Source organism: Xenophilus arseniciresistens (assembly GCF_028023875.1).
GTDB lineage: Bacteria > Pseudomonadota > Gammaproteobacteria > Burkholderiales > Burkholderiaceae_C > Xenophilus > Xenophilus arseniciresistens.
Map to the genome: position 1 here is coordinate 169,762 of NZ_JAQIPB010000007.1, position 12,656 is coordinate 182,417.

The following is a 12,656-nucleotide window of genomic DNA, read 5'->3' on the forward strand; positions in this document are numbered from 1 at the left end:
GAATGCGCCGCCATACCAAATTTCGTGAAATAGTTCACGAAATTCTGCATACCAGGGCGCTGAATTCAGGGGGTGTCGCGAATTTTGCAACGTTGGCGCCCACTCACCGTGCAGCCCGTGACAGAATCATTTTTTTACAAATGGTTAGCTCGATGTCTGCAGACGAGTCTGTCTCTACGACCCACGCAGCGCCGGAGACGGCGCCGCCCCCCGTGCGCAAGCGCCCCAAGCCCGGCGAACGTCGGGTGCAGATCCTGCAGGCGCTGGCCGCCATGCTGGAGCAGCCCGGCGCCGAGCGCGTGACCACGGCCGCACTGGCCGCGCGCCTGAGCGTCAGCGAGGCCGCGCTGTACCGCCACTTCGCCAGCAAGGCCCAGATGTTCGAGGGCCTGATCGACTTCATCGAGCAGAGCGTGTTCACCCTGGTCAACCAGATCACCGAACGCGAGCTGCAGGCCCATGAGAAGGCCGCCCAGGTGCTGCGCGTGCTGATCCAGTTCGCCGAAAAAAACCCCGGCATGACGCGCGTGATGGTGGGCGATGCGCTGGTGTACGAGAACGAGCGGCTGCAGCAGCGCATGAACCTGTTCTTCGACAAGCTCGAGGCCGCGCTCAAGCAGGTGCTGCGCGACGGGGCCGTGGCGCAGGGCAGCGAGGCCCCCACCGCAGACGCCCAGGCCCGCGCCGCGGCGCTGACGGCGCTGGCCATGGGCCAGCTGCAGCGCTTTGCCCGCTCGGGCTTCAGGCGCGCGCCCTCGGAGCACCTGGACGCGAGCCTGGCCCTGCTGCTCTGAAGCTGTTCAACCAACAAAAAAAGCCGCGCCACCTTCCAAGGGTGGCGCGGCTTTCTTTTTGGAGGCTCAAGCCAGGTCGAAGCGGTCCAGCTCCATCACCTTGGTCCAGGCGCGGCCGAAGTCCTCGATGAACCTGGGCTGCGCGTCGGCGCTGGCATAGACCTCGGCCAGTGCGCGCAGCACGGCGTTCGAGCCGAACACCAGGTCGGCGCGCGTGGCGCTGTACTTCAGCGCGCCGCCGTTGCGCTCGCGCCCCTCGTACACGCCGCTCTGGTCGGCCGCGGGCTTCCACACCGTGCCCATGTCCAGCAGGTTGACGAAGAAGTCGGTGCTCAGGCTGCCCGGCTTGTCCGTCAGCACGCCCAGCGGGCTGCCTCCGGTGTTGATGCCGATCACGCGCAGGCCGCCGACCAGCACCGTCAGCTCGGGCGCTGTCAGGGTCAGCAACTGGGCGCGGTCGATCAGCGCCACTTCGGCCGGGGTGCTGGCGTCGGTCGCGGCATGGTTGCGGAAGCCGTCGGCCGTGGGTTCCATCACTTCGAAGGAAGCCACGTCGGTCTGGGCCTGCGTGGCATCGGTGCGGCCGGGGTTGAAGGGCAGCTCCAGCCGGTGGCCGGCCGCCTGCGCGGCCTGCTCCACGCCCGCATTGCCCGCCAGCACGATCAGGTCGGCCAGCGAGATCTTCTTGCCGCCCTTGGCTTGTGCATTGAAGCGCGCCTGGATGGCCTTGAGCTGCGTCAGCACCCTGGCCAGCTGCGCCGGATCGTTGACGGCCCAGTCCTTCTGAGGTGCCAGGCGCACGCGCGCGCCGTTGGCGCCGCCGCGCTTGTCGCCGCCGCGGAAGGTGGAGGCCGAAGCCCAGGCGGTCGCCACCAGCTCGGCCGGCGTGAGGCCCGAGGCCAGCACCTGCGCCTTGAGCGCCGCCTGGTCATGCGGGTCGACCAGCGCGTGGTCCACCGCGGGCACCGGGTCCTGCCAGATCAGTTCTTCCTTCGGCACTTCGGGGCCCAGGTAGCGGGCGCGCGGGCCCATGTCGCGGTGGGTCAGCTTGAACCAGGCGCGCGCAAAGGCTTCGTTGAAGGCCTGCGGGTCATTGAGGAAGCGGCGCGAGATCTTCTCGAACTCGGGGTCGAAGCGCAGCGTCAGGTCGGTCACCAGCATGGTGGGCTTGCGCTTCCTGCCCGGCTCGAAGGGGTCTGGAATGATCTCGGGCGCATCCTTGGCTTCGAACTGGATCGCGCCGGCCGGGCTGCGCGTCTGCACCCATTCGTACTTGAACAGGTTCTCGAAGAAGTGGTTGCTCCACTGCGTGGGGGTCTGGCTCCAGACCACTTCCAGGCCCGAGGTGATGGCATGCGCGCCCACGCCGCTTTCGTGCGTGCTGTTCCAGCCCAGGCCCATGTCCTCGATCAGGCCGCCTTCGGGGTCCTGGCCCACATGCGTGGTGGCGCCTGCGCCGTGGGTCTTGCCCAGCGTGTGGCCGCCTGCGATGAGGGCCACGATCTCCTCGTCGTCCATGGCCATGTTGCCGAAGGTGGCGCGGATGGCGGGCGCGGCCGAGGCCGGGTCGCCGCTGGCGTTGGGGCCTTCGGGGTTGACGTAGATCAGGCCCATCTCGGTGGCCGACAGCGGGCTCTTGGCCAGCGATGCCGGTTCGCGGTGCGTCAGCCAGGCCGTCTCGCCGCCCCAGTTCACGTCGTGGTCGGGTTCCCACACGTCCTCGCGTCCGGCGCCGAAACCGAAGGTGCGAAAGCCGCTGTTCTCCAGCGCCACGTTGCCGGCCAGGATCATCAGGTCGGCCCACGAGATCTTCTGGCCGTACTTCTTCTTCACGGGCCACAACAGGCGCCGCGCCTTGTCCAGGCTCACGTTGTCGGGCCAGCTGTTGAGCGGCGCAAAGCGCTGCTGCCCGCGGCCGCCGCCGCCGCGCCCGTCGGCCATGCGGTAGGTGCCCGCGCTGTGCCAGGCCATGCGGATGAACAGGCCCGCGTAGCTGCCCCAGTCGGCGGGCCACCAGTCCTGCGAATCGCTGAGCACGGCCTTGAGGTCGGCCTTGAGCGCCGCGTAGTCCAGCTTCTTGAACTCGGCCCGGTAGTCGAACTTCTCGCCCAGCGGGTTGCTGCGCTCCGAATGCTGGTTCAGCAGATCCACGCGCAACTGCTGGGGCCACCAGTCACGGTTGCTGCGGCCGGCGCCGGCCGTGCGGTGGAAGGGGCATTGGGCTGCGGCCTGCGTGTCTTGGCTCATGGGGCATTTCTCCTTGGGCGCCTGTTGTCGGGGCCTTCGATTCTTGACGCAAAGGGTGACGCGGCGCATTGCCATTTCCGATGCCGGCCATAGCCAGGACCGGCCGTGATTCCTGACGGCACAATGCGGCTCATTTTTTCGACGGCTCATCCGTGTCGCCCGCGCCTTCATCGTCCATCACCGCCGAACTCGTGGCCGTGCTCGTCGCCGTCACGGGCGGGCAGGCGCGCGTGCTCACCACGCAGGAGGGCCGGGCCCTGCCCAGCGGGCCGCTGGAGCAGGCGCACCGCTCGCTGCAATCGGGCATGCGGGCCTGGATCGAGCGCAGCACGCAGCAGCCCATCGGCTACATCGAGCAGCTCTACACCTTCGCCGACCGCGACCGTGCGAGCGCCCAGGGCCGCGTGGTCTCGGTCAGCTACCTGGGCCTGACGCGCGAAGCCGCGGCGCTGGGCAGCGGCTGGCGCGACTGGTACCACTACTTCCCCTGGGAAGACCGCCGCGCAGGCGCCGCCGAAGCCGTGCTGGCGCCGCTGCTGCCGGCCCTGCTGGCCTGGCGCGACGCCGCGCCCGATGCGCCCCAGGCCCAGCGCCGCCGCATGCGCGTGGACACGGCCTTCGGCCTGCAGGGCGCGCCCTGGAACGAGGACTTCGTGCTGCAGCGCTACGAGCTGCTGTACGAAGCGGGCCTGGTGGCCGAAGCCGGCGGGCGCCACGGCGGCACCGGCGCGCCCATGGCGCTGGACCATCGCCGCATCCTGGCCACCGGCATCGCGCGGCTGCGCGCCAAGATCAAGTACCGGCCCGTGGTGTTCGAGCTCATGCCGCCGTCCTTCACCCTGCTGCAACTGCAGCAGACCGTGGAGGCGCTGGCCGGCCACGCGCTGCACAAGCAGAACTTCCGCCGCCTGGTCGAGCAGCAGGCGCTGGTGGAAGAGACCGGCGCGCAGACCCAGGGCGGCTCGGGCCGTCCGGCCATGCTGTTCCGCTTCCGCGACGACGTGCTGCTGGAGCGCGCGATCTCGGGCAGCAAGCTGCCGCTCTCGCGCTGACCGCACTGCCGACCCGGGTACCGGCCTCAGGCTGAACTTATGCTCGATTCAAGTATAAAAACTAGCCTTCTTGTAATACTCAAAATGAGCAATACGGAGGTGAACCCATGACCACGACCGTGCCACCGCTGCCCTTGTTGATGCTGGAGGCGCCGGTGCGCGCCGCGCTGCTGGAAGACCTGGGCCGGGCCGGCGACCTGACCAGCTTTGCCGTGGTGCCCGAGGCGGCGCGCAGCCGGCTCACGCTGGTGGCGCGCCAGGCCGGCGTGCTGGCCGGGCTGGACCTGGCCCGCCTGGCCTTCACTTTTTGCGATGCGGCCATCGACTTCCAGCCGCTGCTGGCCGACGGTGCGCGGCTGCAGCCGGGCAGCGCCATCGCGCACATCGAAGGCTCGGCCCGCGCGATCCTGATGGCCGAGCGCACGGCGCTGAACTTCCTCGGGCATCTCTCTGGCGTGGCCAGCGCCACCGCCTGCATTGCCGATGCGATTGCCCACACCCGCGCGCGCGTGACCTGCACGCGCAAGACCCTGCCGGGCCTGCGCGCGCTGCAGAAGTACGCGGTGCGCGTGGGCGGCGGCAGCAACCACCGCTTCGGGCTGGACGATGCGGTGCTGATCAAGGACAACCACATCGCCATCGCCGGCAGCCTGCGCACCGCCGTCGAACGCGCGCGCGCCGCCATGGGCCACATGGTGCAGATGGAGGTGGAGGTGGACACGCTGGCGCAGCTGCGCGAGGCGCTTGCGCTGCAGGTGCCCATCGTGCTGCTGGACAACATGGACCTGCCCACCTTGCGCGAGGCCGTGCGCCTGAACGAGGGCCGCGCGGTGCTCGAAGCCTCGGGCCGCGTGAGCGCCGAAACCGCGCCAGCCATTGCCGAGACCGGCGTGGACCAGATCGCCGTGGGCTGGATCACGCACAGCGCGGCCGTGCTCGACATCGGCCTGGATGCTTGAGATGAAACGACCCCCACGCTTCCCCGCTTCGCGAGGTCCGCTGCCCCCCGAGGGGTTGCCTCAGTGCCTTCGGGCGGCCGGGCGCCACTGAGATGAAGCAGTTGCGCAGCACAGCGGCACGCGCGCTGGTCGTCGGCGCCTGCGTTCTTGCCAGCATCACGCCGGTCCAGGCCACCGAGCCAGCACCGTTCCCCAACCGCCCCATCACCCTCGTCGTGACCTTCGCGCCGGGCGGCGGCACCGACCTGCTCGCGCGCAAGCTCGCGCCCGTGCTGCACCAGGCCCTGGGCCAGAGCGTGGTGGTGGAAAACCGGCCCGGCGCCAGCGGCAACATCGGCGCCAGCCATGTGGCCCGGGCGCAGGCCGACGGGCACACGCTGCTGATGGTCAACAGCTCCTTTGCGATCAACCCCGGCGTCTTCGGCCCGCTGGACTTCTCGCCCTCGCGCGACTTCACGCCCGTGTTCAACGTGGGCTTCGTGCCCTCCGTGCTGGTGGTGCCGCCGGGATCACCGCTGCGCCACATGGGCGATCTGCTGCAGGCCGCCAAGGCACCCGCGGCGCCCATGCTGTTCGCCTCCTGCGGCGCCGGCACGCCGCAGCACCTGGCCGGCGAGATGCTGCAGATGGCCGCGCCGCTGCGCATGGCGCAGGTGCCCTACAAGGGCTGCGGGCCGGCGCTGGCCGATGTGATGTCGGGGCAGGTCGGGCTGGGCATCGTCACCGCCAGCAGCGCGGCGCCGCTGCTGGCGACTGCGAAGCTGCGCGCGCTGGCCGTCACCTCGCCGCAGCGCACGGCGCAGTTGCCCGATGTGCCCACGGTGGCCGAGCAGGGCCTCCCCGGCTATGAGCTGGACCAGTGGCACGGCCTGCTGGCGCCGGCCGGCACGCCCGAGGCCGTGGTGCAGAAGCTCAACCAGGCATTGGCGCAGGGACTGGCCGATCCGGCGCTGCAGGCGCAACTGCGCGGCCTGGGCTACACGCTCACGCGGGGCGCGGACATGGCGCCGCAGGCTTTCGGCAGCCTGCTCGCGCGCGACCTGCGGCGCTTCGGCATGGTCACGGCCAAGCTTGGCCTGCGTGTGGAGCAGTAGGCCCTCAGCCGACGCTGCAACCCACCTTGCGGCCCGCTTCGACGATCTCGGCCCAGGTCTGGTCGTCCATCGTGATGCCCTGCTGCATGCGTGCGGCGCGCGCCGCGCGCTCGGGCTCGCCGGCGATCAGCACGCGCTCGTGGCCTTCGCCGGGCGGCCCCTGGCGCAGCCAGTCCACGAAGGCGCGCGCCTCCTGCTCGAACACCTGCTGCGTGCCCAGCCGGGCCGGGTCGATCAGCACCGTGAGCATGCCGTTGAGCACGGTGCGTGCCTGGTCGGCCTCGCGGTGCCAGGTGCCGCCGCCCGAGAGCGCGCCGCCCAGCAGCTCGCACGCCACGGCCATGCCATAGCCCTTGTGCTCGCCGAAGGTCATGAGTGCGCCGAACAGGCCGTTGCTCTGCGGCACCACCACAACGCCGGGGTCGGTGGTGGGGCGGCCGTGCTCGTCGATCAAGGTGCCGGGTGCCACGCGCTCGCCCTTGTTGTGGGCCACGCGCATCTTGCCCTGTGCCACGCGGCTGGTGGCGAAATCGAGCACGAAGGGTTCTTCGCCCGCCAGCGGCACGCCGATGCAGCAGGGGTTGGTGCCGAAGCGCCCGTCGCCGCCGCCAAAGGGCGCCACCACGGGGCGCGACAGCACGTTCACGAAGTGCAGCGAGACCAGCCCGGCCTGCACCGCCATCTCGGCGAAGTGGCCGATGCGGCCCAGGTGGTGGCTGTTGCCCACCGTCATGATGCAGTTGCCATGCTGCTTTGCCCGCGCGATGCCCATCTGCATGGCCTGCTCGCCCACCACCTGGCCGTAGCCACGCTGGCCGTCCAGGGCCAGCAGGGTGCCGATGTCCAGGGTCGCCGTGGCGCAGGTATTGGGCTTGAGGCCGCCTTCGAGCACGGCGTCCACATAGCGCGGCACCATGCCCACGCCATGCGAGTCATGGCCCGAGAGGTTGGCCAGCACCAGGTTCGCCGCGACGGTCTGCGCCTCGGCCGCGCTGCTGCCCGCAGCCGCGATGATCTGCGCGACCTGCGCGGTGAGTTGATTTGGAAGAATGGTCTTGCTCACATCACTGCTCCGACTTGCCACGGCACGAACTCGCTTTGGCCGTAGCCGTGCTTCTCGCTCTTGCTCTGCTGGCCCGAGGCCGTGGCCAGCACCAGATCGAAGATGCGCTGGCCCATCTCCTGGATGCTGGCGCGGCCGTCGACGATCTCGCCGCAGTTGATGTCCATGTCCTCCTCCTGCCGCTGCCACAGCGCGCTGTTGGTGGCCAGCTTCAGCGAAGGCGAGGGCGCGCAGCCATAGGCCGAACCGCGACCCGTGGTGAAGCAGATCATGTTGGCACCGCCGGCCACCTGGCCCGTGGCGCTCACGGGGTCGTAGCCGGGCGTGTCCATGTAGACGAAGCCATGCGCCGTGACGGGCTCGGCGTACTCGTACACGGCTTCCAGGTTGCTGGTGCCGCCCTTGGCCACTGCGCCCAGGGACTTTTCAAGAATGGTCGTGAGCCCCCCCGCCTTGTTGCCCGGCGAGGGGTTGTTGTTCATCTCGCCTTCGTTGAGCGCCGTGTAGCGCTCCCACCAGTGGATGCGCTCGACCAGCTTTTCGCCCACCTCGCGGCGCACGGCGCGGCGCGTGAGCAGGTGCTCGGCGCCATAGACCTCGGGAGTTTCGGAAAGGATGGCGGTGCCGCCATGGGCCACCAGCAGGTCCACCGCGGCGCCCAGCGCCGGGTTGGCGCTGATGCCCGAATAGCCATCGGAGCCGCCGCACTGCAGGCCGATGGTGATGTGCGCCGCGCTGCAGGGCTGGCGCTGCACGGCGTTGGCGCGCGGCAGCATGGCGTTGATCAGCGCAATGCCCTTTTCCACCGTCTTGCGCGTGCCACCGGTGTCCTGGATGTTGAAGGTCTGCAGGTTGTCGCCTTCCACCAGGTGCCCGGTGGCCAGCCAGGCGTTGATCTGGTTGGCCTCGCAGCCCAGGCCCACCACCAGCACGCCCGCGAAGTTCGCATGCGTGGCATAGCCCGTCAGCGTGCGCGCCAGGATCTGCATGCCCAGGCCCTGGGTGTCCATGCCGCAGCCCGTGCCGTGCGTGAGCGCGACCACACCGTCCACGTTGGGGAAGGCCGCGAGTGCGGCCGGGTTGGTCTGGCGCGAGAAATGGTCGGCGATCGCGCGTGCGGCCGTGGCCGAGCAGTTCACGCTGGTCAGCACGCCGATGTAGTTGCGCGTGGCCACGCGGCCATCGGCGCGCCGGATGCCCATGAAGCTGGCCTCGCGCCTGGGCGGCGCGGGCTTCACGTCGGCGCCGAAGGCGTAGTCGCGCGCAAAGTCGCCCTTGTCCGGCCCCATGTCCAGGTTGTGCGTGTGCACGTGCTCGCCCTGGGCGATGGGCCGACTCGCGAAGCCGATGATCTGGTTGTAGCGGCGCACCGGCGCGCCGGCCGCGATGTCGCGCGCCGCCACCTTGTGGCCGGCCGGCACCAGGCCGCGCACCGTGAAGTGCTCGACGCTGGCGCCGCCGACCAGTTGGCCGCGCGCGATCACCACGTCGTCGGCGGGGTGCAGGCGGATGAAGGGGGTCATCGTGGGCTCTCTCTCTCTCTTTTCTTCTAGAAGAACTGCCTGGGCAGCCACAGCACCAGCGAGGGCACATAGGTGATCACCGCCAGGCTCAGCAGCAGCGGCGCCAGCCAGGGCAGGATGGCCATGGTCGTGCGCTCGAAGGACAGGCCGGCCACGCGCGCCAGCACGAACAGCACCAGGCCCATGGGCGGATGCAGCAGGCCGATCATGAGGTTCAGCACCATGACCAGGCCGAAGTGCACGGGGTCGATGCCCAGCTGCAGCGCAATGGGCAGCAGGATGGGCACCAGGATCGTGATGGCGGCCGTGGGCTCCAGGAAGCAGCCCACGAAGAGCATCAGCAGGTTGGCCAGCAGCAGAAAGACCCATGCTTCCTGCGTGAAGCCCAGCACCCAGTTGGCGATGCCGGTGGTGACCCCGGTGGCCGTCAGCATCCAGCCGAAGATGGACGCGGCGGCCACGATGAACAGCACGGTGGAGGTGGTCTCGATGGTCTCGAGGCAGACCTTGAGGAACATCTTCCACTTGAGCGTGCGGTACCACACGAAGCCCAGGATCATGGCCCACACGCAGGCCGCGATGGCGCCCTCGGTGGGCGTGAACAGCCCCGTGCTCATGCCGCCGATCAGCAGCACGGGCGTCATGATGGGCAGCAGTGCCTCGAACTTGAAGATCCTGTCGAGCACGAACAGCGAGGCCAGGCCCACGAAGACGGCGGGCTGAGCGGGCACCTGCAGCTTGTCCACCACCAGCCACAGGCCCAGCGGCCAGCCCACCACCACGGCCAGCTCGCCCAGGGCCTTGGCCAGGCGCGAGCCGCTGAACTTCATGTCGCGGCCCCAGCCGTTCTTGTGCGCGAACCAGGCCACGGTGAGCATCATGAGGATGGTCATCAGAAGGCCCGGCATCAGCCCCGCGAGGAACAGCGCGCCGATGGACACATTGCCCATCATTCCGTAAATCACAAAAGGCAGGCTGGGCGGAATGATGGGCCCGAGCGTGGCCGAGGCCGCCGTCACGCCCACGGCGAATTCCGTGCTGTAGCCGTGTTCCTTCATGGCCTTGATCTCGATGGTGCCCAGGCCCGCCGCGTCGGCGATGGCCGTGCCGCTCATGCCCGCAAACACCACCGATCCGACGATGTTCACGTGCCCCAGGCCGCCCTTGAGCCAGCCCACCAGCGCCAGCGCGAAGTTGTAGATGCGCGTGGTGATGCCGGCGTTGTTCATCAGATTGCCGGCCAGGATGAAGAAGGGCACCGCCAGCAGCGGAAAGCTGTCGATGCCGCTGACCATGCGGTGCACCACCACGAAGGGCGGCAGGTTGCCCGAGAACAGGATGTAGACCAGCGAGGCGCCGGCCATCGCAATGGCCACCGGAATGCCGCCGGCCATGAAGAAGAGAAAGAGGATCTTGAGCATGCTTTTCTTTTTCTAGTTGTCTTCCATCGTGGATTCAGGCCGCTCCAGCACGCTGTAGCCGCGCCGCCAGTGGATGCGCGCGACCTGCAGCGAACGCCAGGCCATGGCGATGAAGCCCAGCAGGCACACGCCGTAGACGATGTTCATCGGGGCGTCGATGATGGTCATGCGCGTGTTGCCGCCGATCTTGAGCATCATCTGCACCGTCATCACGGCGCAGGCGATGAAGAAGGCGGTGCGCAGCACATCGACCGCGCGCGCGAGCCAGCGAGCCAGCGCGGCCGGCATGTGCCTGAAGAAGAAGTCGACCTGGATGTGGTTGTTCTTGCGCACGCCGATGGCCGCGCCCACGAAGACCACGCCGATGAGCATGTAGCGCGCCACTTCCTCGGTCCAGGCGGCCGAGTCGTTGAACACATAGCGGGTGACGAACTGGTAGAGCACCGTGGCGCCCAGAAGCCAGAACAGCAGCAGCGCGGCCCAGCCCTCGGCAATGGTGCCCGACAGGTCCACCTTTTCATCCTGGGCGTGGAAGTGCCCTTCATCGTCGATGATTTTTTGTTCCGACATGGGGATAGCTCCGCAAAGGGCAGACCCCCTCTCCCCACTGGGGAGAGGGCTGGGGTGAGAGGTAGCGCGCCTACTTGATCGCGGTGATCCGGTCGTAGTCCTGCTGGCGGTAGCCGTGTTCCGTGGGCTTGGTGTTCTTGAGCACCGCTTCACGGAAGGCGTTCTTGTCCACCGTGATCACGTTCAGGCCCTTCTTCTTGAACTCCTCGACCAGCCGCGTTTCGGAGGCGATGATTTCGCGCCCGGTCTTCTCGGCCGCTTCCTGCATCACCTCCGTGAAGATCTTCTTCTCGTCGGCGCTGAGCCGGTTCCACAGGTTGCCCGAGACCACCGTCAGCAGCGAATCCACGATGTGCCCGGTCAGCGAGATGTTCTTCTGCACTTCGAAGAACTTCTTGGCCTCGATGGTGGGCAGCGGGTTCTCCTGCGCGTCCACGGTGTTGTTCTGCAGCGCGAGGTAGACCTCGGCAAAGGCGATCGGCGTGGCGTTGGCGCCCAGCGAGCGCGGGAAGGCCAGGTAGGCCGGCGCATCGGGCACGCGGATCTTCAGGCCCTTCATGTCTTCGGGCTTGGCCACGGGCCGGGCGGCGCTGCTGGTCACATGGCGCGCGCCGTAGTAGCTCAGCGCCGTGATGTGGTTGCCGGTCTTGTCGTCGTAGCCCTTGGCCAGTTCCTTGAACACGTCGCTCTTCGCATAGGCCAGCTGGTGCTCGGCGTCGCGGAAGATGAAGGGGAAGTAGCTGATCGACAGCGGCGTGTAGCTGCGGCCCGCGAAGCTGGCGCCGGTCAGCACGATGTCCACTGTGCCCAGGGTCAGGCCCTGGTTGATGTCGGCCTCCTTGCCCAGGGTGGAAGCCGGGAACACCGTGATCTCGTACTTGCCATTGGTGCGTTTCTTGATCTCCTCGCCGGCCCACACGGAGTACTTGTGGAAGGGCTCGGAGGTCTCGTACACGTGGGCCCACTTGAGCTTGGTCTGGGCCTGCGCCAGGCCCAGGGTGCCGAAGGCGCCCGTGGCACCCACGGCAAAGGCGATGGCGGCGAGCGTGCGCCGGGTCAAGGGCTTGCGGAAGTTCGTCATGGCTCGGTTGTCTCCGTCGGTTTGTCTGTCTGTCCGTCTGTTGTGGATGCTGGCGGTCAGGTGTTTTGCTGCGCGCGCCGCCAGCTCGCGCTGAATCGCTGGTGGGATCGGTCCATGTGGGTGTGCATGGCGCTGCGCGCGCCGTCCGCGTCGCGCTCGGCGATGGCGTCGCGGATGGCCTCGTGCTCGGCGATGGCCTTGCGCCACGAGGCCACGGTTTCGAAGTAGCCGCCCAGGCGCGTGAAGATGGGGCGCCGGCGCGAGTCCCAGAAGCCCTGCACGGTGTCGAGCAGCACGCCGTTGTCGCAGGCCTGCGCAATGGCCAGGTGAAAGGCGCGGTCGCCCTCCAGCGGCATCACCTGGCGCGCCGCCATCTCGCCCATCTGCTCGATGGCGCGGCTCATGGCCTCCACATGCACGCGCTTGCGCTGCAGGGCCGCCAGGGCGGCGGTCTCGCCCTCGACCACGCGCCGCGCGCGGATCAGCTCCAGCGGCCCCCACTCGGGCTCCGCGGCCGGCGCAGGCGAGGGCACCGCTGCGCGCACAGTCTTGCGCTCGAGCACATACACGCCCGAGCCCGTGCGCACCTCCACCCAGCCCTCGACCTCCAGCGCGATCAGCGCCTCGCGCACCGAAGGGCGGCTCACGCCGAGCTGGCGCGCGAGGTCGCGCTCGGCCGGCAGGCGCGCACCCGGGGCGAACTCGCCCTGGCGAATGAGCGCGCGCAGCTGGTCGGCGATCTGCCGGTAGAGGCGCTGGGGTTCGACGGTCTGCAGGGGCACGGGAAAAGTCGCGGGGTTCGGGTTGTCCTGAGTGGCCAAGTGGTCAGGCCAATTTCAGAATACGTGGCAT

Annotated in this window: 11 protein-coding genes; 4 read left to right on the forward strand and 7 right to left on the reverse strand. The window is 68.7% G+C overall.

Translation table 11 applies throughout. The features are described 5' to 3' along the window. Positions 1-152: 152 nt before the first annotated feature. Positions 153-794: a nucleoid occlusion factor SlmA gene (slmA, locus tag PGB34_RS15590; RefSeq protein ID WP_271429023.1), complete on the forward strand. Its 642-nt coding sequence runs from the start codon at positions 153-155 to the stop codon at positions 792-794. Between the two features lie 66 nt (positions 795-860). On the opposite strand, the gene katG is transcribed toward slmA, so the two are convergent. Next, a complete protein-coding gene (katG, locus tag PGB34_RS15595) occupies positions 861-3,041 on the reverse strand; it encodes a catalase/peroxidase HPI (RefSeq protein ID WP_271429024.1) in 2,181 nt (726 codons plus the stop codon). Between the two features lie 152 nt (positions 3,042-3,193). On the opposite strand from katG, the gene PGB34_RS15600 reads away from it, so the two are divergent. The 3 genes from PGB34_RS15600 (at position 3,194) to PGB34_RS15610 (ending at position 6,146) form a co-directional block, all read left to right on the forward strand. Continuing rightward, positions 3,194-4,093: an NUDIX hydrolase gene (locus tag PGB34_RS15600; protein ID WP_271429025.1), complete on the forward strand. Its 900-nt coding sequence runs from the start codon at positions 3,194-3,196 to the stop codon at positions 4,091-4,093. A 107-nt stretch (positions 4,094-4,200) separates the two neighbouring features. Continuing rightward, entirely contained in the window at positions 4,201-5,052 is an 852-nt protein-coding gene (gene nadC, locus PGB34_RS15605; protein WP_271429026.1) for a carboxylating nicotinate-nucleotide diphosphorylase, read from the forward strand. 92 nt (positions 5,053-5,144) lie between these two features. Then, positions 5,145-6,146 (forward strand): tripartite tricarboxylate transporter substrate binding protein, encoded by a 1,002-nt coding sequence (locus PGB34_RS15610; protein WP_271429027.1) that lies wholly within the window; start codon positions 5,145-5,147, stop codon positions 6,144-6,146. Positions 6,147-6,150: 4 nt separating this feature from the next. Here PGB34_RS15610 and PGB34_RS15615 read toward each other — a convergent pair whose 3' ends face one another. The 6 genes from PGB34_RS15615 to PGB34_RS15640 all read right to left on the reverse strand — a co-directional run bounded on the left by PGB34_RS15615 (position 6,151) and on the right by PGB34_RS15640 (position 12,586). Continuing rightward, positions 6,151-7,209 (reverse strand): malate/lactate/ureidoglycolate dehydrogenase, encoded by a 1,059-nt coding sequence (locus tag PGB34_RS15615; RefSeq protein ID WP_271429028.1) that lies wholly within the window; start codon positions 7,207-7,209, stop codon positions 6,151-6,153. Further along, on the reverse strand, positions 7,206-8,732 hold the full coding sequence (locus tag PGB34_RS15620) for a UxaA family hydrolase (protein ID WP_271429029.1): 1,527 nt from the start codon (positions 8,730-8,732) through the stop codon (positions 7,206-7,208). Before PGB34_RS15620 ends, PGB34_RS15615 begins: the two co-directional genes overlap by 4 nt. 26 nt (positions 8,733-8,758) lie before the next feature. After that, positions 8,759-10,153: a TRAP transporter large permease gene (locus tag PGB34_RS15625; RefSeq protein ID WP_271429030.1), complete on the reverse strand. Its 1,395-nt coding sequence runs from the start codon at positions 10,151-10,153 to the stop codon at positions 8,759-8,761. A 12-nt stretch (positions 10,154-10,165) separates the two neighbouring features. Then, positions 10,166-10,723: a TRAP transporter small permease gene (locus PGB34_RS15630; RefSeq protein ID WP_271429031.1), complete on the reverse strand. Its 558-nt coding sequence runs from the start codon at positions 10,721-10,723 to the stop codon at positions 10,166-10,168. Between the two features lie 70 nt (positions 10,724-10,793). Continuing rightward, entirely contained in the window at positions 10,794-11,804 is a 1,011-nt protein-coding gene (locus PGB34_RS15635) for a sialic acid TRAP transporter substrate-binding protein SiaP (RefSeq protein ID WP_271429032.1), read from the reverse strand. 56 nt (positions 11,805-11,860) lie between these two features. Beyond that, entirely contained in the window at positions 11,861-12,586 is a 726-nt protein-coding gene (locus PGB34_RS15640) for a FadR/GntR family transcriptional regulator (protein WP_271429033.1), read from the reverse strand. Between the last annotated feature and the right edge of the window lie 70 nt (positions 12,587-12,656).

Bases quoted from the DNA above. Each gene is read 5' to 3' on its own strand.
- slmA (WP_271429023.1), top strand. From the start codon at position 153: ATGTCTGCAGACGAGTCTGTCTCTACGACCCACGCAGCGCCGGAGACG.
- katG (WP_271429024.1), bottom strand. From the start codon at position 3,041: ATGAGCCAAGACACGCAGGCCGCAGCCCAATGCCCCTTCCACCGCACG.
- nadC (WP_271429026.1), top strand. From the start codon at position 4,201: ATGACCACGACCGTGCCACCGCTGCCCTTGTTGATGCTGGAGGCGCCG.
- PGB34_RS15610 (WP_271429027.1), top strand. From the start codon at position 5,145: ATGAAGCAGTTGCGCAGCACAGCGGCACGCGCGCTGGTCGTCGGCGCC.
- PGB34_RS15620 (WP_271429029.1), bottom strand. From the start codon at position 8,732: ATGACCCCCTTCATCCGCCTGCACCCCGCCGACGACGTGGTGATCGCG.
- PGB34_RS15625 (WP_271429030.1), bottom strand. From the start codon at position 10,153: ATGCTCAAGATCCTCTTTCTCTTCTTCATGGCCGGCGGCATTCCGGTG.
- PGB34_RS15630 (WP_271429031.1), bottom strand. From the start codon at position 10,723: ATGTCGGAACAAAAAATCATCGACGATGAAGGGCACTTCCACGCCCAG.
- PGB34_RS15635 (WP_271429032.1), bottom strand. From the start codon at position 11,804: ATGACGAACTTCCGCAAGCCCTTGACCCGGCGCACGCTCGCCGCCATC.